This window comes from Leucobacter weissii (assembly GCF_017565745.1).
In the GTDB taxonomy this organism is placed as follows: domain Bacteria; phylum Actinomycetota; class Actinomycetes; order Actinomycetales; family Microbacteriaceae; genus Leucobacter; species Leucobacter weissii.
The window spans coordinates 256,509-273,555 of the sequence record NZ_JAGDYM010000004.1; the positions used below are offsets into that span (position 1 = coordinate 256,509).

Consider the following 17,047-nt stretch of genomic DNA (forward strand, 5'->3'; position numbering starts at 1 on the left):
TAACCGGGGGGCAGTCGTGGTCGTTCTCATCGTGCAGAACGACCGCGACTGCCCCTCCCGCTTGCTCAGCGCGCGAACAGACTCGCGCCCAGGGTCTCGCCCTCGCGGAAGCCGGGGAGGATCGCGAAGACGGCGGAACCGGTGTGGGTGATCCACTCGTTCAGCAGATCCAGCTCGTCGAGGCGGCCCTGGATCGGCACGAACTGGCTGAGCGGATCGCGCTGATAGCAGGCGAAGAGCAACCCCGACTCGCCGTCCTGCTCGTAGTTGACGGCCCGGCGGAAGATCCGCTCGCCCGGGTCCTCGGAGTGCGCCCGCCGGATGTGGGAGGCGCTCGGGATCAGCGGAAGCCCGTACTCGTTCGTCGCCTCGAAATCGCTGGGCGTGCGCTCGTCGGCGGAGGCGGCGGGGGCGCTGAGCGGGGACCCGTCGCTGAGCCGGCGTCCGATCGTCTGCTCCCTGCCGGGGCGATCCACCTGGTCCCAGGTATCGAGCTCCATGCGGATGCGGCGCAGCACGAGGGCGCTGCCGCCCGCGAGCCAGCCCTCGCCAGCGGCCGAGCCGTCCAGCCAGATCAGCGAAGCGAGGTCGTCGTCCTCCGGGGAGGGATTCTCCGTGCCGTCGACCTGCCCCATGAGATTGCGCATGGTCGTGCCGCTCGCCTCGGCGCCGCGCGCCTGCCGGAAGCCCTGCTGGCTCCAGAGCGGCTCGGCGAAACTGACGAGGTCCCGCTCCAGCATGCGCGCCGCGTGAGCGACCGGCAGCAGATCGTCCGCCTGAACCATGAGCAGCAGGTCGCCGTCGTCGTATCCGTTGCCCAGCCGGTCCCGAGTGAACGCGGGGAGCGGTCCGAGCCATTCCGGTCGTCGCGCGCTGCTGACCCGCTCGACGAGACCGGCGCCCACTCCCACGGTGATGGAGAGCCGGGCGGGCCGTGCGGCGAGTTCGGGCTCGGGATCCGCCAGCGGCCCCTCTCCCGCGGTGAGCGCCTCGATATCGCCGGTCAGGATGTTGAACATGCGCGCGAGCGCATCCGCGTCGGTGTCCTCCAGCAGGCGATATGCCAGGAAGCGAATGTGAGCGCCCGGGGCGGTGACGATGCCCGCCTGATGGGCGCCGTGGCAGCCCAGCTCCTCCCCGCCGAACCCCGCTTCGCCGCCGTCGGTCTCGGAGCCGCCGCCGGACTGCAGCGCCCTCCCGCCGAGGAGGGCTCCGCCGAGCCCCAGTGCGGCGCCGAGGCCGAGGCCCGCCGCGCCCCCCGTGAGGAGGGCGCGGCGCCCGAGTCCGCGATCGGGTGCGGAGCCGGGTTCGGGCGGAACCGACTCAGTGGTCGGCATGTCCGTCCTCGTGGTCGTGGTCCTCGCCGTCCGCATGCTCGTGCGAACCGTGATCCTCCTCCGAGCCCTCGTACTCCTCGTTCGCGCCGGCGGTGTCCTTCACCAGGGCCTCGAACCCGACGGTGCTCCCGTCCGCGAGCTGCAAGTCGATTCGGACGGTGTCGCCGGTGAGGATCGGCTCGGCGATCTCCATCAGCATGATGTGCAGGCCGCCCGGCGCGAGTTCGAGGGTGCCGCCGGCGGGCACCACGAATCCGCCGTCGATCTCGCGCATCGTCCCGTCGACGACCTCGTGCAACTCGACGGTGCCCGCTGCCGTGCTGCTCGCTCCGGTGATCTCGACATCCTCCGAGCCCGTGTTCACCAGGGTGCCGAATGCGCCGCTCATGCCGGTGCCGGGTTCGAGATCCGCGGACGTCGCCTTGACCCACGCGCCCTCGATGCCGAGGGGATGGTCGGAGGCCGGCGCCGGGGAGGCCGGGGACTCGTTCGCGGCACCGCCCGACGGTGCCGCGGCGGGGGACGAGCACGCGGAGAGGAGCAGAGGAGCGCTCAGCGCGAGGACCGCGGCCGAGGCGAGGGCGAGCGTGCGCCGCCGGGTGTTCGGGCGCGAGTGGGCAGAGATGATCATGATGGGGTTTCCTTCGAAGAGTCGTATGCGTGTCGGTGCGCGGCCGACGCGTTCGCGTCGGCCGCGTGCGGCAGAGCGGCGCTCTGCGCGCGGTGATTCGGTGGTGCGGGAGCGGGATCGCCCCGGGAGACCCGCCGCCTACTCGGAGTTCGCCGAACGGCGGCGCTTGCGCAGGAGGACCACGGCGACCGCTGCGACCGGGATCAGCAGGGCCGCCGCGACCGCGATCGACAGCCACACGGCCGTCTCGGCGGAGGCGTCGCCGACGGACTCGGGCTGCTGCTCCGCCGTCGCCCGCTCGTCCGGCGCATCCGGTTCCGAAGCCGAGAAGGGCAGAGCCTCCGGCGGTTCCGTGCTCCCAGGGTCGACGTCGAACGAGAAGGCGCCCTCGATGGGATGCCCGTCGCTCGACACGACCCTCCAGGCCACGCCGTAGCGTCCCGGCTCGAGATCCGGGGCGAGGCGCTGGACCACCTCGCGGCCCTCCGCCTCCGGCGCGCCGTCGCCGGCGTCTTCTCCGTCGGGAGCGGTCACGACGATCTCGCTGCCCGAGGGCAGCACCTCATTGTTGAACGTGAGTCGGATCGCCTCGACCGCGCCGGTGCTCGCGTTCGTCTCGAACTCGGTGTCGGTCAGTACATCGTGCGCGTGCGCGGCGGGCGCTGCGACGATGCCGAGCAGCGCGGCGCCGATGGCGAGGCCGAGCGCGGCGGTGGCGAGTCGGGCGCCGCGAAGCGCGCGACTCGATCCCTCGGCGGTGTGTGTGGAAGCGGACATGCGGGAAAACTCCTGACGGGTGGAACGGGTGTGCAGCGCGACCCGGGCGAATCGGTTCGCGCGGGCGGTGTCTCCGGGGGTCAGTGGCCTGGCGGCCTCTGACCGGGGGCAGCGCCTTTCGGGCTCGAAAGTCCGAGGACTCTCGTGTCAGGACAGGGGTGGACCGCGATGGGTGATCGCGGAGACCGAGCAGAGGTGCGATCGGAGCGGCGTCTGCCCGACGGCGGCGCGTGGAGCGGGCGCGGGGTCGACGGAGACCGCCAGCAGCAGCCGCGGCAGCGGGGCAGCGTCCCGGATCAGTCGCGCGAGGCCGACCGCTGCGCGCTCGCCGCGGTGCAGCAGCAGCGCGGTGAGCAGCGCGGCGAGGCCGTGGGCGGCCCACATCCATCCGTCCGAGGCGCCGGCCGCGGCGAGATCCGCGGCGAAGGGCGAGGCCGAGGCAAGGCCGACGGGGAGATGACCGGCGTGCGCGCCGCCCGAGACGCCCGGCCCGTTCCCCGAGGAGAGGCCGAGGCCGGCGAACGACCAGTGGTAGAGGAACTGGCTGGCGCCCACCGCCAGCGCGGTGCGCCACAGGGATCCGAGACGCCCCGCGAGCGCGACGCAGAGCGGCAGCGCGAGCGCGCCGGTGGCGAGGACCGCGAGCGGGGTGATCGACCCGCCGGCAGCGCCGTGCGAGACGGCCGCGATCAGCGTGGCGAAGAGTGCGCCCGCAGCGCCGCGCGCCGTGCGCGCGGCGCGCGGCATGCGGTCGTCTTCCCGGGTCACGCCCCCAGTGTATCCGGTCGCCCGGCCGGCTTCGCAGTCCCGCGTACTATGCTGGAACGGTGACCGATCAAGCGCGCGACACCAGCAACACCGAGGCGGACGCGGCGGAGACCGTTCAGCACCTTCCGACGACGGGAGGCACGCTGACCGGGGATCTCTATCTGAAGAGCCCGCCGCGGCGGGACTTCGAGGGTTTCGCCTCGCGTTCGACACGAATCATCCTCGAGTCGTACAACCGCTCCAGTCTGCCGAACAACCGCTCCGGCGACGTGATGGAACTGCGGTGGCGCGAACCCGACGCCAAGGCGTTCATCGGCTGGTGGGACTACACCGATCCCGAGAACCCCTCGATGAAGGCGTGGATCGGCGCCCACGACAAGGCGACCGACATCGAGGAGGCGCCGCACCGCCACTGGTCCGTCGAGGTCGCGAACTCCGAGGGCGACATGAAGACGCGGCTCGCGATCCCCTACGGCACCGACCACACGAACATCAAGACCTCCTCGGCCGACTTCACGGTCGGCTTCGGCGTCCTGCGCGTCGCCGGGTCGGGCGGCACCAACCGGGATCTGGAGTTCGCCAATCGGCCGACAGCGGAGAAGTCGCAGCGCCGCTTCACCATCAGGCTCGACGAGAAGAACGACGTCCGGCTCATCTCGCGAAACGACGAGGGCGATCCGATCGACCGTCCGGTGATGTTCGTGCGGCGCCTCACCGGCGCGGTGGGCTTCGGAACGACCAACCCCGAGCGCCACATCCACATCAAGGCCGAGCAGAAGCCGCTGCTCGTCGAGGGCACGGCTCCGACGGATCAGAGTCTCGTCCGGTTCAAGGTCCGCGGCCCGGAGACCCCCGCGCTCGAGGTGAGCGTGCGCGGTGAGGAGAAGTCGCGGTTCACCGTGCGCGGCGACGGACGCCTCAGCTGGCGGGACGGTCGAGGCGGAGCCCCCGTCGTCCTCAAGCCGGCTTCCGACGGCGTGCTCGAACTCGAGGGGGATCTCGAGGTCTCCGACGCGAACCGCGGCGTGATCCTGCGCGACGGCGGCAAGCGCTACCGGCTCGGCGTCTCCCGCGGGCAGCTGAAGGTGACGGCGCTGTGAACTCCCAGGCGATCCTGAATCTGATCTCCGACCTCTACAGCCAGGTCGTCTCGCTCTCCGACGAGGTCGAGGCGCTCCGCGCGGAACTCGCGGAGCGGGACGCGGCGCAGCGATCCCGCGGCGAAGGGGACTGAGCCGCGCGCGCCAGCTCCTCCCGGTAGGATTGACACTTGTGTCAGCGAGCAGAGCGAACCCGGAAGAGACGACCGGCAATCCCATCACAGCGGACGCCGTGGCGGCGGCGGTCGAGGAGGCCCTCATCGCCTTCGCGGCCGCGGATTCCGTCGCGGAGCTGAAGCAGGCCCGTGCCGAGCACGCGGGGGAGTCCTCGCCCATCGCCAGGCTGAACGCCCGGATGCGGGCGGTGCCGAAGGCGGAGAAGGCCGAGACCGGCAAGCTCATGGGCCAGGCCCGGGGCCGTATCGAGGGCGCCTATCGCGGACGGGAGGAGGAGCTCGCCGCGGCCGAGGCGGCGGCGCGGCTCGTCGCGGAGACCGTCGACGTGACCGAGGCGCCGACGCGCCGCAGGCCCGGCACCCGGCACCCGCTCGCCCAGCTGCAGGACGAGATCGCCGACACCTTCGTCGGCATGGGCTGGGAGGTGGCCGAGGGTCCCGAGCTCGAGCACGAGTGGTTCAACTTCGACGCCCTCGGCTTCGACCCGGATCACCCGGCCCGCGCGATGCAGGACACCTTCTTCGTGGAGCCCGCCGATCGTCATCTGCTGCTGCGCACCCACACCTCGCCGGTGCAGATCCGCTCGCTGCTCGGCCGCGAGCTCCCCGTCTACGTCGTCGCCCCCGGGCGCGTCTACCGCACCGACGAACTCGACGCGACCCACACTCCGGTGTTCCATCAGATCGAGGGCATCGCCATCGACCGCGGCCTCACCATGGCGCACCTGCGCGGCACGCTCGAGCACTTCGCCAGGCAGATGTTCGGCGAGGAGGCCGCCATCCGGCTGCGCCCCAACTTCTTCCCCTTCACCGAGCCCTCGGCGGAGATGGACGTCTGGCAGCCGCACGCCAAGGGCGGCGCGCGCTGGGTGGAGTGGGGCGGCTGCGGCATGGTCGACCCCAATGTGCTGCTCGCCACCGGCATCGACCCCGACGAGTACCAGGGCTTCGCCTTCGGCATGGGCATCGAGCGCACCCTGCAGTTCCGTCACGACCTCAGCGACATGCGCGACATGGTGGAGGGCGACGTGAGATTCAACCGTCAGTTCGGAGGGCTGGTCTGATGCGCGTACCACTCAGTTGGCTCGGCGAGTTCGTGCCGCTCTCCGCGGACGCGACACCGGAACAGGTGCACGCCGATCTCGTGCGCGTCGGCTTCGAGGAGGAGTCGATCCGCCGCTTCGAGGCGAGCGGCCCGATCGTCGTCGGCGAGGTGCTGTCGCGCGAGCCCGAGCCGCAGTCGAACGGCAAGACCATCAACTGGTGCCGGGTCAGGGTGGCGCCCGACGGAGAGCGTGCCGCCGACGGCGGGGAGGCGGTGCGCGGGATCGTCTGCGGCGCCCACAACTTCGAGGCCGGCGACAAGGTGGTGGTGACGCTGCCGGGATCCGTGCTGCCGGGGGACTTCCGGATCGCGGCCCGCAAGACCTACGGGCACGTCAGCGACGGGATGATCGCCTCGGCGAAGGAGCTCGCGCTCGGCGAGGATCACGACGGCATCATCGTGCTCTCGAGGCTGGGTCTCGATCCCGAGATCGGGGCGGACGCCCTCGAACTGCTCGGGATGCGCGACAGCGCCGTCGAGATCAACGTCACGCCGGACCGCGGCTACGCGTTCTCGATCCGGGGCGTGGCGAGGGAGTACGGCCACGCGACCGGGCTCGACTTCCGGGATCCCGCGGATCTGCCGGTGATCGGAGGAGCCTCCGGCTTCGCGGTCGCCCTCGACGACCGTGCGCCGATCCGCGGCCGCGAGGGCTGCACCGGCTTCATCGCGCGGGTGGTGCGCGGCATCGACCCCGCGAGACCCACTCCGGCCTGGATGGTCGCGCGCCTGCAGCTCGCCGGCATCCGCTCGCTCTCGCTCGAGGTCGATATCTCGAACTACGTCATGCTCGAACTCGGCAGCCCGCTGCACGCCTACGATCTGGCGAAGCTCAGCGGCGGGATCACCGTGCGCCGTGCGCAGCCGGGGGAGACGCTCACCACCCTCGACGGGCAGGAGCGCGAGCTGCATCCGGAGGATCTGCTGATCACCGACGAGTCGGGGCCGATCGGCCTCGCCGGCGTGATGGGCGGCGAGTCGACGAAGACCGATGAGACGACCGTCGACGTGCTGATCGAGGCCGCGACCTTCGACCCGGTCTCGATCGCCCGCACCTCGCGTCGGCACAAGCTGCCGAGCGAGGCATCGAAGCGCTTCGAGCGCGGGGTCGATCCGCTCGTCGCGCGGGCCGCCGCGCAGCGGATGGTCGACCTGCTCGTGGAGCTCGGCGGCGGCTCGGCGGACCCCCTGGGCGCCGAGATCGTCGCCCCGTTCGCCCAGGAGCCCGTCCGGCTGCCGCTGGCCGGTGTGAACGGCCTGCTCGGCACCGACTTCTCGGACGCCGAGATCCGCGCCGCGATCCAGCTGATCGGCTGCGAGGTCTCCGACCCGGAAGTCCCGGGCTCTCGGGTCGAGGAGGCGGGCGTGCTGCTGGTCGCTCCGCCCAGCTGGCGCGGCGACCTCGGCCGTCCCGCCGACCTGATCGAGGAGGTCGCGCGGATCCTCGGCTACGATCGCATTCCCTCGGTGCTGCCGGTCGCACCGGCCGGTCGCGGTCTCACCCGTGCGCAGCGCCTGCGCCGCCGCGCGGCCGATGCCATCGCCGCGCACGGGCTCGACGAGGTGCAGAGCTATCCCTTCGTCTCGCGCGCGCAGCTCGACGCCTTCGGCGGCGAGGCGAACGGCGATGACGAGCCGGGCGACGGCGCGGAGGGCGGGATCCCGGCGATCCGGCTGGCCAACCCGCTCGACGGCGAAGCGCCCTTCCTGCGGCGCTCGCTGCTGCCCGGACTGGTCGGCGCGGCCCAGCGCAACGTCTCCCGCGGTCTCGCCGATCTCGCGCTCGCGGAGTTCGGCGCCGTGTTCGTGCCTTCGACGGGCTCAGGGCAAGCAGCAGGGCAGCTCACGGCCGACGCGCTCGGCACCGCCGAGGTTCCTCCGCTCGCGGAGCTGCCGAGCGCGGAGACGCTCGCGGCGCTCGACCGGTCGATCCCCGCCCAGCCCTTCCGTGCGGCGGGGCTGCTGCTCGGTGCGGCCGTGGCGAAGCAGCCGGGGGAGGATCCGCGATCCTACGACTGGGCCGACGCGCTCGATGCGGCGCGTGCGCTCGCCGCGTCCGTTGCGGCCGAGCTGGTGGTGCGCCAGGGCAGGCACCGGGCCTTCCATCCGGGCCGCACCGCCGAACTGCTCGTGGCGCACGCGGGCGAGCTCGTGACGCTCGGCGTCGCGGGCGAGCTGCTGCCCGAGTTGGTCGCCGCATCGCATCTGCCCGGCCGCGCTGCGGCGTTCGAGCTCGATCTCGGCCGTCTGATCGAGCTGGCCCCGCGCCAGCCGCAGACCTCGCACCTGTCGAGCTATCCCGCGGCCACGCAGGACCTGACGCTGCTGGTCGACGCGGGCGTGCCCGCGAACGCGGTGCTCGCCGCGGTCGTCGCGGGCGGGGGAGACCTGCTGGAGCACGCGCAGCTCGTCGACGACTACCGCGGCTCGGGAGTGCCGGAGGGACAGCGCGCCCTCACCCTCGCGCTGCGCTTCCGGGCGGACGACCGGACGCTCAAGGCCGAGGAGGCCACGGAGGCGAAGCTCGCGGGCGTACGCGCCGCCGAGACCGCGTTCGGCGCGAAGCTCCGCGAGTAGCGCTGCGTCGGGCCCGAGCCTCCCGCGCCCGCGCGGCCGAGGGGCATCGGCTCCGGTGCACGTGGATCTCCATCGCGGCCCGGATGAGCGCGTCGGCGAAGTCGGCACCGTGCTCGGGGAGCAGCGGCGGGATGCAGGGCGAGCGCGGTCGTGCGGTGAGTCCGGAGTCCGCCTACTCCGTCGGCTCGCTGCCGATGACGATGCCCGTGCGCAGCTCCGCGAGTCGTGCCAGCACGGCGCTCACGGCCTCGGGGTCGGCGATGCGCGCCCGCGCCGCGGTGTCGCCCGCGCCGACCTTGACGCCGAGGTCGTCGACCTCCAGCGTGCGGAACACGTCCTCGTCGGTGACATCGTCGCCGAGGAACAGCACCGGCGCGTCCGGCAGCCGCGAGCGGATATGGCCCAGCGCCGACCCCTTGTCGGAGAGGCGCGCGGAGAATTCGCGCACCCGCTTGCCGTTGCGCGCCTCGTAGCCGGCCTCCGCGCCGATGCGCGTGGCGGCGTCGAGGATGTCGTCGGAGCGTTCCTCGTCCCGTACCTGCCGCGTGTGCACGGCGATGCCGAAGGGCTTCGGCTCCAGACGCACCCCCGGCTCGCGCCCGAAGATGCGGGCGAGTCGGCGCCCCAGCGCCGAGATGCCGTCCGACTCCTCCGGCGAGAGCGGCGTGCCGAAGCGGGCGGCGGCGCCCCGCGGCCCCGCGGCCCCGGGATCTGCGGTCGCGAGAGGAGCGAGGCCGACGAGCTCGATGCCGTGCGAACCCGAGACGATCCAGCCGTCGGTGTCGATGCCGGTCGCCAGCAGGTCCTCGACCGAACGCCCGGAGATCAGCACCACGTGAACCCCCGGGGCCTGCTGCAGGATCGAGAGCGCCCGCTGCGAGCGCTCGATGATCCGCGCATCGCCCGGATGCGACACGATAGGCGCGAGCGTGCCGTCGAAATCGCAGGCCACGATCAGCTCGGGCGCGGTGGCGAACCTCCGCAGAGACCCCTCCATGCTGGCGCTGAGCAGGATGGGGCCCGTGGCGGGCGAGTCGGCGCCCGCGCCGGTTTCGGAGGTGTCCGCCGCGGCGCGCTGTTCCGCCATCGAGCTCGACGCGCGCAGGAAGTTCTCGGCCCAGTGGCGCACGTCGTTGCCCTGCACCACCGCGCGGAGGCCGCGCATACGCCGCTGCTGCTCCTTCTCGGGCATGTGGATCGCGCGCAGGAACGCGGCTTTCATGCCCTCGATGTCGTGCGGGTTCACGAGCAGTGCGCGGCGCAGCTCGTCGGCGGCGCCGGTGAACTCGCTCAGCACGAGCACGCCCAGCTCGTCCGAGCGGCAGGCGACGTACTCCTTGGCGACCAGGTTCATCCCGTCGCGCAGCGCCGTCACGACGAGCACGTCGGCGGCGAGGTAGAGCGCAGCCATCTCCTCCCGCGAGAACCCCTGATGCAGGTACACCACCGGCGTGTGCGCGATGGAGCCGTGCTCGCCGTTGATCCGCCCGACCGTCCGCTCGACCTCCTCGCGCAGCCGACGGTACGCCGCCACCCGTTCGCGGCTGGGGCTCGCCACCTGCACCAGCGCGGCCTCGCCGACGGTCACCTCGCCCTCGTCGAGCAGCTCGGCGAAGGCCTTCAGACGGTGGCGGATGCCCTTGGTGTAGTCGAGTCGATCCACGCCGAGCAGCACGGTCCGGGGATTGCCGAGCTCCTCCCGGATCTCCTCCGCGCGGCGCCGCACCTCCGGCCGCGTCGCGAGCGCGGCGAAGGCGTCCGCGTCGATCGAGATCGGGAACTCCTGGGCCAGGACCGAGCGCGAGGGATCGTCGTCCTCGGCCGAGAGCCGCAGCAGGTTGCCGTGCGCGAGCGCGTCGGCGTAGCGCTCGGCGGCGGCCCGGAAGCTGGCGGCGTCCTGTTCGCGCTGGAACCCGACGACGTCCGCTCCGAGCAGGCCCTCGACGATCTCGCGCCGCCAGGGCAGCTGGGCGAAGAGCGGACGCGCCGGGAACGGGATGTGCAGGAAGAAGGCGATCGTGAGATCGGGACGGAGCGCGCGCAGCAGCGCGGGCACGAGCTGGAGCTGGTAGTCGTGCACCCAGACGATCGCGTCGCGGGGCGCCTCGTGCGCGACCACCTCGGCGAAGCGCCGGTTCACCCGCTCGTAGCTCTCCCACCACTCCCGGTGGAACCCGGGCTGGGCGATGACGTCGTGGTACAGCGGCCAGAGCGTGCCGTTGGCGAAGCCCTCGTAGTACCCCTCCAGATCGTCGCCGCTGAGCGGCACCGGGACCAGCCGCATGCCCTCCGCCTCGAAGGGGGGAAGATCCTCGTCGGCGCCGCCCGACCAGCCCACCCAGAGGCATCCGAGCTCGCGCACCACCGGCTCCATCGCGGTGACGAGACCGCCCGGGGACGTGCGCCAGGACGCGGTGCCGTCGGTTTCGACGACCCGATCCACCGGCAGCCGGTTCGCGACGACGACGATCTCTCGTCCGCCTACGATGTCGGTCAGTTCGGGCATGCCTTCGGCTCCAGACGGCTCGGTGCGGTGGATATCAGTCTATCCCGGTACCGTGGACCCATGCAGTTCATCGGCGACCGGCCCACGGTCGATCTCACCTACTCCGACGTGTTCCTCGTGCCCGGTCGCTCGGCCGTCCGCAGCCGCCTGGAGGTCGATCTCTCCCCGGGCGACGGCACGCCCGCGACGATCCCGCTGGTCGCGGCGAATATGAACGCCGTCAGCGGTCCCCGGCTGGCGGCCGCCCTCGCCCGCCGCGGCGGGCTCGCCGTGCTGCCGCAGGATCTCGCCATCGAGCGTATGATCGACGCGGTCGGCTGGGTCAAGCGGCAGCCGATCGTCTGCGACACTCCGCTGGTGCTCTCCCCGGACCAGACGGCCGCCGAGGCGCTGCGGCTCGTCCCGCCGACGGATGGGCACGGCGTGGTGGTCGGCGACGGCGCGCCGGACCGGCCGCTCACCCGCGGGCAGGTGCGCGGCGTGGTCGCGGCCGCGCGGCTCGCCGAGGTGCCCGAGGACGCCCGCCTCGGCGATCTCCTCCACGGCGAGCTGCAGACGGTGGCGGCCTCGGCGCTCGACGGCGGGCGGGCGGGCTTCGACGCGGTGCTGGCCGCCGAGGAGCGCGCCTCGGGGGAACCCCTCGCCGTGTTCGACGGGGATCTGCTGCGCGGCACGGTCACCTCGCGGAGCGCTCTCCGCAGCGCGCTCTACCGGCCCGCGGTGGACGATGCGGGCCGGCTCGGCATCGCCGCGGCGGTCGGGATCAACGGCGACGTAGCGGGAAAGGCGCGGGCGCTCGCCGATGCGGGCGCCGACGTGCTCGTGCTCGACACCGCGCACGGCCACCAGGACGGCATGATCCGCGCGCTCGAGACCGTGGCCGGACTCGGGCTCGGCCTACCGCTGGTCGCGGGCAACGTCGTCACGGCGGCGGGCGTGCGCGACCTGGTCACGGCCGGGGCGACGATCATCAAGGTCGGAGTCGGCCCCGGCGCGATGTGCACGACCCGCATGATGACGGCCGTGGGACGCCCCCAGTTCTCCGCGGTGCTGGAGACGGCCGAGGCGGCGCGCGCGCTCGGCGCGCACGTCTGGGCCGACGGCGGGGTGCGCTACCCCCGCGACGTCGCGCTCGCGCTCGCCGCGGGAGCCGACTCGGTCATGATCGGATCCTGGTTCGCGGGCACGGTCGAGGCCCCCGGGCGCCTCAGCCTCGATGCGGACGGACGCCACTACAAGGAGTCCTGGGGGATGGCCTCCACCAAGGCGGTGCAGGCGCGGTTCGGCGGGCTCGATCCCTATGAGCGCGCCCGGAAGGAGCTCTTCGCCGAGGGCATCTCGTCGTCGCGGATCTACCTGGATCCGCAGCGTCCCGGGGTCGAGGATCTGATCGACATGATCACCTCCGGGGTCCGGTCGTCGTTCAGCTACGCGGGCGCGGTGACGCTCCCCGAGTTCCACGAGCGCGCGCGGGTCGGTCTGCAGTCCGCCGCGGGCTACGAGGAGGGCAAGGCGCTCCCGGTGTCGTGGTGAGCCCGCGATACGGGCGAAAGCGGTCGGCTTTCGCGGTACACGGCTCGGGGCAGCCGACGGCGACAGCCCGCGGAGTGTAGCGGGATGTGAGCGGGTGGGTGAGAGAATGGACCGAGACCGGGCTTCGGAAGGAACATATCTGTGAGATACATCTCCACCCGCGGCGGCATGGATCCCGCGCCGTTCAGCGACACCCTGCTCGAGGGGCTCGCGCCCGACGGCGGCCTGACGGTGCCGGAGGACCTGCCGCTCGTGGACGCCGAGCAGCTCGAGGCCTGGCGCGGGTTCGCCTACCCCGAGCTGGCGGCCCGGATCATCGGGCTCTTCGCGACGGACATCCCGGTCCAGGAGCTCGACCGCATGTGCCGGGACGCCTACGGTCCCGAGGCCTTCGCGCACCCCGAGGTGGTGCCGCTCACCCCGCTGCGCGGCGGGCTCGCGCTCGTCGGCCTGAGCGAGGGGCCGACCCTCGCGTTCAAGGACATCGCGATGCAGTTCCTGGGTCAGGCGCTCGAGCACGCGCTCGCGCGGAAGGACCGCACTCTGAACATCCTCGGGGCGACGTCGGGCGACACGGGCTCCGCGGCCGAGTACGCGCTCCGCGGCAAGGACGGGATCGCCGTCTTCATGCTCTCCCCGCTGGGCCGCATGAGCGCGTTCCAGCGCGCGCAGATGTACTCGCTCACCGATGAGAACATCCACAACATCGTGATCGACGGAGTGTTCGACGACTGCCAGAATCTCGTCAAGGCGCTCTCGGCGGATCTGGCCTTCAAGCGCGCGCACCACCTCGGCACGGTGAACTCGATCAACCTGGGCCGGATCACCGCCCAGATCGTCTACTACTTCTGGGCCTGGCTGCGCGCCACCGACGATCTCCCCGCGGCGGAGCGGGCGGCGCAGCAGGTCTCGTTCACCGTGCCCTCCGGCAACTTCGGCAACATCCTCTCGGGCCATTTCGCCCGCAGCATGGGGGTGCCGATCCGCCGCCTCGTCCTCGCCGCCAACGAGAACAACGTGCTGGACGAGTTCTTCCGCACCGGCGTCTACCGGCCCCGCGGCGCCGCTGACACGCACGCCACATCGAGCCCGTCGATGGACATCTCGAAGGCCTCCAACCTCGAGCGCTTCGTCTTCGACCTGGTGGGCCGGGACCCGGAGCGGCTGAACGAGCTCTGGCGTTCGCTCGACGCGGACGGCGTCTTCGACCTGGCCGACGCGCAGCCGCGCTTCCTCGAGGAGTTCGGCCTCGTCAGCGGCACGAGCACGCACGCGGATCGCGTGCTCGCGATCCGCTCGGTCTACGAGGAGAACGGCATCCTGATCGATCCGCACACGGCGGACGGGGTCACGGTCGCCCGCGATCACGTGGAGCCCGGCGTGCCGATGCTGGTGCTGGAGACGGCCAAGCCGGCGAAGTTCCCGGAGATCGTCGCCGAGGCGACCGGGACGACGGCGCAGCTGCCGCCGCACCTCGCGGGGCTGCTCGAGCTGCCCCAGCACGTGGCGGAGGTCGAGAGCGATGCGGACGCCCTGCGATCGTTCATCGCGGAACGAGCGCTTCACGGCTGAGGGGATGGGGGACACGATGCTATTCGGCAGGCGCGCACGCGCGGAGGAGGCCGCTGAGCGGGAACGACTCGAGCGACTGGAGCGCCCGCGGCGCACCGTCGCCCGCCTCTGGGGCGACGGCTTCGGCCAGCTCGCCACCCGCTCGCTGCAGATCATCATCGTCGTGGTGCTCGTCGGGGCGCTGATCTGGGGCTTGCAGACCCTCAGCACCGTGATGATCCCGGTGGTGCTGGCACTGATCTTCGCGAGCACCTTCTGGCCGGTCACCCGCTGGCTGAAGGAGCGGCGCGTGCCGGGTGCCCTCTCCGCGGTGATCGTGCTGCTCGGCATCGTCCTGATCCTCGGTCTCGTCGGGTGGCTCGTCACCTGGGCGGTGCGCGACCAGTGGGATGAGCTCTCGGCTCAGGCGCAGGACGGCTTCAGCGAGCTGATCGCGTGGGTGAACACGCTGCCCTTCGCGCCCGACGCCGAGCAGCTCGCCGAGTGGCAGCAGAGCATCATCGACTTCGCGACCAGCGCCCAGTTCGGATCCGGTGCGATCGCCGGCGTCGGCGCGGTCGCGAGCTTCATCACCGGACTGGTGCTCATGATCGTGCTGCTCTTCTTCTTCCTGAAGGACGGCCCGGTCATCTGGCGATTCCTGCTGCGCCCCTTCGAGGGCGAGGCCCGTGCCCGGGCCGAGCGCATCGGCGACAAGACGGTGGAGACCCTCGGCTCCTACGTGCGCGGCACCGCGAGCGTCGCGCTCGTCGACGCGGTCGGCATCGGCATCGGCCTCGTGATCCTGCAGGTGCCGCTCGCGCTGCCCCTCGCGGTCGTCGTGTTCCTGCTCTCCTTCATCCCCCTGGTCGGCGCCACTCTGGCGGGCATCCTCGGGGCGCTGGTCGCGCTCGTCGCGAACGGACCGCTCAGCGCGGTGCTCGTGGTCGGTGTCGTCGTGCTGGTCAATCAGCTGGAGGGCAACTTCCTGCAGCCCGTGCTGATGGGCCGCGCGCTGAAGCTGCACGCCCTGGTGATCCTGCTCGCCCTGACCGTCGGCACCGTGCTGGCCGGCATCCTCGGCGCCGTGCTGGCCGTGCCCATCGCGGCGGTGGTGTGGGGTATCGTGCAGGTGTGGGCCGGGCCGGACCTGCCGGCCAGATGGGCGAGGGACGCTGAGAGGAACCCGTCGTGATCCGTTTTCTGCTGAGCCTCGCGGCGCACCTGGTGCTCTCCGCCCTGGCCCTCCTCCTCGCAGGGCTGCTGCTCTCCGAGTGGGTGACTCTGCACGTCAGCGGCTTTCTCGTCGCGGTCGTGATCTTCGCGCTCGCGCAGGCGGTGCTCTCTCCGTTCGTGTTCAATCTGGCCCGTCAGTACGCCTCTGCGCTGCTCGGCGGCATCGGCCTCGTCTCCACGCTGCTCGCGCTGTGGGTGGCCACGCTGTTCGGGGGGATCGAGATCTCGGGTCTGGGCTGGGTGCTCGCGCCGCTGCTGGTGTGGATCGTGACGGCGCTCGGGGGATGGATCCTCCTGGGCGTCGTGCTCAAACGACACTTCGAGAAGCGGGATCGCGAGAAGGCGGCGCGGGCCGTCGCGTAGCGCGGATACTCGGCCGACGGCGCCGGCTCACCGTTCGTCGCGCGTTTCGTCGCGCACGGCATCGGCATCGCTTGACGCGCCGTCATGCGGCTAATACTATTAGCCGCATGAACGCTGCGCGTCTGCTCTGGTTCCTCCTCGCCGCGGTGCTCATCGTCGCGATCGTCGCCGTGTGCATCGCCCGGGGCTGGGGCGCCGCGCTGCTCGCGACGGTCTTCGCCCTGCTGCCCGACATCGCCCTGCTGGGAGCCTTCGCCGGCCGCGGGCGGCTCAAACCGTCTCGCGTCGGCTTCTACAATCTGCTGCACGCGCCGGCGCTCGCCATCGGCCTCGCGGTGCTCGGCGCGCCGATCCTGCTCGTGGCCGCGCAGTTCTGGGGCGTGCTGCTCGCCGGCCTCGCCTGGCTCGCGCACATCGCGGTGGATCGCGCCGCAGGTTTCGGTCTGCGGGCCGCGGACGGCAGCATCCTTCCCGTCGGGGGCGGGCGGTTGGCGTGAGGCGTTCCGCGCGGCGCGAACAGCTGCTCGACCTCGCGGAGATCCTGCTCGAACGCGACGGTCTGGAGCGCTTCGGCGTCAACGCGCTCGCCCGGGAGGCGGACCTCAAGCCGCCCAGCCTGTACAAGCACTTCACCGGGGCGGAGGATCTCGAGCACGCGCTGATCTCCCGCTGCTTCCTCCGCCTCGCGGAACGGTTCGACACGGCCGAGACCGCAACGGCATCCGCCGGGGCGAGCGCGCGAGAGCGCGTGAGCGCGTTCGCCGCCGCCTACCGTGACGAGGCGCGTCGGGCGCCGCAGCTCTACCGTCTCGCCACCGGGCGGCCGTTGGACCGGAGCCGCATCGAGCCGGGAGCCGAGGAGGCGGCGATGGGGGCGCTGCTCCGGCTCCTCGGCGAGAGCGGCGCGCAGCGCGATCGCGCGCGCTTCGCCTGGGCCGCGGCCCACGGGCTGACGGCGCTGGAGCTCGCCGAGCGATTCCCGCCCGAGGCCGACCTCGACGCCGCCTGGGCGCTGTTCGTCGACACCGTCGCCTCGCTCTCTCCGTGAGGCGTCGAGCGGCACCGAGGACGTCGCGGCGGTCAGGACGGGTGCGGCAGGCTCCGCAGCGGGGCTCCCGCGCGGCGGCCGATGAACAGCCAGGCCAGGGGACCGAGCACGGGGATCACGAGCGCGAGCAGCACCCACAGGATCGCCTGCCAGGCGGTGAGGCGCTGAGCGTGCCGCGCGATCGACACCAGCGCCACGACGAGCAGCACGGCGGCGATCGCCGCGAAGATCGTGAACGAGACGTCGTAGGCGGTCGGCGCGAGCGGGTCGATCGGGGCGTCCATGCCTCCGAGCTTAGCGGTCGCCGAGCCGGTAGGGTGGGACGGATACGCCGCCGGG

At 72.2% G+C, this 17,047-nt stretch carries 16 protein-coding genes; 10 read left to right on the forward strand and 6 right to left on the reverse strand.

Features of this window, described 5'->3' with window-relative positions:
• Positions 1-65 precede the first annotated feature (65 nt).
• The 4 genes from J4H92_RS03400 to J4H92_RS03415 all read right to left on the reverse strand — a co-directional run bounded on the left by J4H92_RS03400 (position 66) and on the right by J4H92_RS03415 (position 3,513).
• On the reverse strand, positions 66-1,337 hold the full coding sequence (locus J4H92_RS03400) for a Dyp-type peroxidase (protein ID WP_208095991.1): 1,272 nt from the start codon (positions 1,335-1,337) through the stop codon (positions 66-68).
• The gene (locus J4H92_RS03405; protein WP_208095994.1) at positions 1,324-1,968 is read right to left on the reverse strand and encodes a copper chaperone PCu(A)C; all 645 of its coding nucleotides are present in this window, start codon (positions 1,966-1,968) and stop codon (positions 1,324-1,326) included. The genes J4H92_RS03400 and J4H92_RS03405 overlap by 14 nt, the downstream gene beginning before the upstream one ends.
• A 138-nt stretch (positions 1,969-2,106) precedes the next feature.
• Positions 2,107-2,745, reverse strand: a complete 639-nt coding sequence (locus tag J4H92_RS03410; RefSeq protein ID WP_208095997.1) for a copper resistance CopC family protein — start codon at positions 2,743-2,745, stop codon at positions 2,107-2,109.
• Positions 2,746-2,892: 147 nt separating this feature from the next.
• Positions 2,893-3,513 carry a hypothetical protein gene (locus J4H92_RS03415; RefSeq protein ID WP_341782981.1) on the reverse strand — a complete coding sequence of 207 codons (621 nt, stop codon included), beginning with the start codon at positions 3,511-3,513 and terminating at the stop codon, positions 2,893-2,895.
• Positions 3,514-3,572: 59 nt separating this feature from the next.
• Here J4H92_RS03415 and J4H92_RS03420 point away from each other — a divergent pair, with 59 nt between their 5' ends.
• The 4 genes from J4H92_RS03420 to pheT are packed head-to-tail and all read left to right on the forward strand — an operon-like array spanning position 3,573 to position 8,471.
• The gene (locus J4H92_RS03420) at positions 3,573-4,613 is read left to right on the forward strand and encodes a hypothetical protein (RefSeq protein WP_208096000.1); all 1,041 of its coding nucleotides are present in this window, start codon (positions 3,573-3,575) and stop codon (positions 4,611-4,613) included.
• Complete coding sequence (locus J4H92_RS03425) at positions 4,610-4,747, forward strand: hypothetical protein (protein ID WP_208096003.1); 138 nt, start codon at positions 4,610-4,612, stop codon at positions 4,745-4,747. Before J4H92_RS03420 ends, J4H92_RS03425 begins: the two co-directional genes overlap by 4 nt.
• A gap of 38 nt (positions 4,748-4,785) precedes the next feature.
• Positions 4,786-5,853, forward strand: a complete 1,068-nt coding sequence (gene pheS, locus J4H92_RS03430; protein WP_208096005.1) for a phenylalanine--tRNA ligase subunit alpha — start codon at positions 4,786-4,788, stop codon at positions 5,851-5,853.
• Complete coding sequence (gene pheT, locus J4H92_RS03435; protein ID WP_208096008.1) at positions 5,853-8,471, forward strand: phenylalanine--tRNA ligase subunit beta; 2,619 nt, start codon at positions 5,853-5,855, stop codon at positions 8,469-8,471. The genes pheS and pheT overlap by 1 nt, the downstream gene beginning before the upstream one ends.
• Positions 8,472-8,643: 172 nt before the next feature.
• Here pheT and J4H92_RS03440 read toward each other — a convergent pair whose 3' ends face one another.
• Positions 8,644-10,977: a bifunctional alpha,alpha-trehalose-phosphate synthase (UDP-forming)/trehalose-phosphatase gene (locus tag J4H92_RS03440; protein ID WP_208096011.1), complete on the reverse strand. Its 2,334-nt coding sequence runs from the start codon at positions 10,975-10,977 to the stop codon at positions 8,644-8,646.
• A gap of 60 nt (positions 10,978-11,037) precedes the next feature.
• On the opposite strand from J4H92_RS03440, the gene guaB1 reads away from it, so the two are divergent.
• The 6 genes from guaB1 to J4H92_RS03470 all read left to right on the forward strand — a co-directional run bounded on the left by guaB1 (position 11,038) and on the right by J4H92_RS03470 (position 16,708).
• Complete coding sequence (guaB1, locus tag J4H92_RS03445) at positions 11,038-12,510, forward strand: GMP reductase (RefSeq protein WP_208096014.1); 1,473 nt, start codon at positions 11,038-11,040, stop codon at positions 12,508-12,510.
• 141 nt (positions 12,511-12,651) lie between these two features.
• Positions 12,652-14,082 carry a threonine synthase gene (gene thrC / locus J4H92_RS03450; protein WP_208096016.1) on the forward strand — a complete coding sequence of 477 codons (1,431 nt, stop codon included), beginning with the start codon at positions 12,652-12,654 and terminating at the stop codon, positions 14,080-14,082.
• A gap of 16 nt (positions 14,083-14,098) precedes the next feature.
• Positions 14,099-15,256, forward strand: coding sequence for an AI-2E family transporter (locus J4H92_RS03455; RefSeq protein WP_243751928.1), 1,158 nt, complete (start codon positions 14,099-14,101; stop codon positions 15,254-15,256).
• Complete coding sequence (locus tag J4H92_RS03460) at positions 15,253-15,660, forward strand: phage holin family protein (RefSeq protein ID WP_208096022.1); 408 nt, start codon at positions 15,253-15,255, stop codon at positions 15,658-15,660. Before J4H92_RS03455 ends, J4H92_RS03460 begins: the two co-directional genes overlap by 4 nt.
• Before the next feature lie 107 nt (positions 15,661-15,767).
• On the forward strand, positions 15,768-16,157 hold the full coding sequence (locus J4H92_RS03465) for a DUF4260 family protein (protein WP_208096025.1): 390 nt from the start codon (positions 15,768-15,770) through the stop codon (positions 16,155-16,157).
• Positions 16,154-16,708, forward strand: a complete 555-nt coding sequence (locus J4H92_RS03470; protein ID WP_208096028.1) for a WHG domain-containing protein — start codon at positions 16,154-16,156, stop codon at positions 16,706-16,708. The genes J4H92_RS03465 and J4H92_RS03470 overlap by 4 nt, the downstream gene beginning before the upstream one ends.
• Before the next feature lie 32 nt (positions 16,709-16,740).
• Here the strand turns inward: J4H92_RS03470 and J4H92_RS03475 are convergent, their stop codons facing one another.
• The gene (locus tag J4H92_RS03475; RefSeq protein ID WP_208096030.1) at positions 16,741-16,992 is read right to left on the reverse strand and encodes a PLD nuclease N-terminal domain-containing protein; all 252 of its coding nucleotides are present in this window, start codon (positions 16,990-16,992) and stop codon (positions 16,741-16,743) included.
• Between the last annotated feature and the right edge of the window lie 55 nt (positions 16,993-17,047).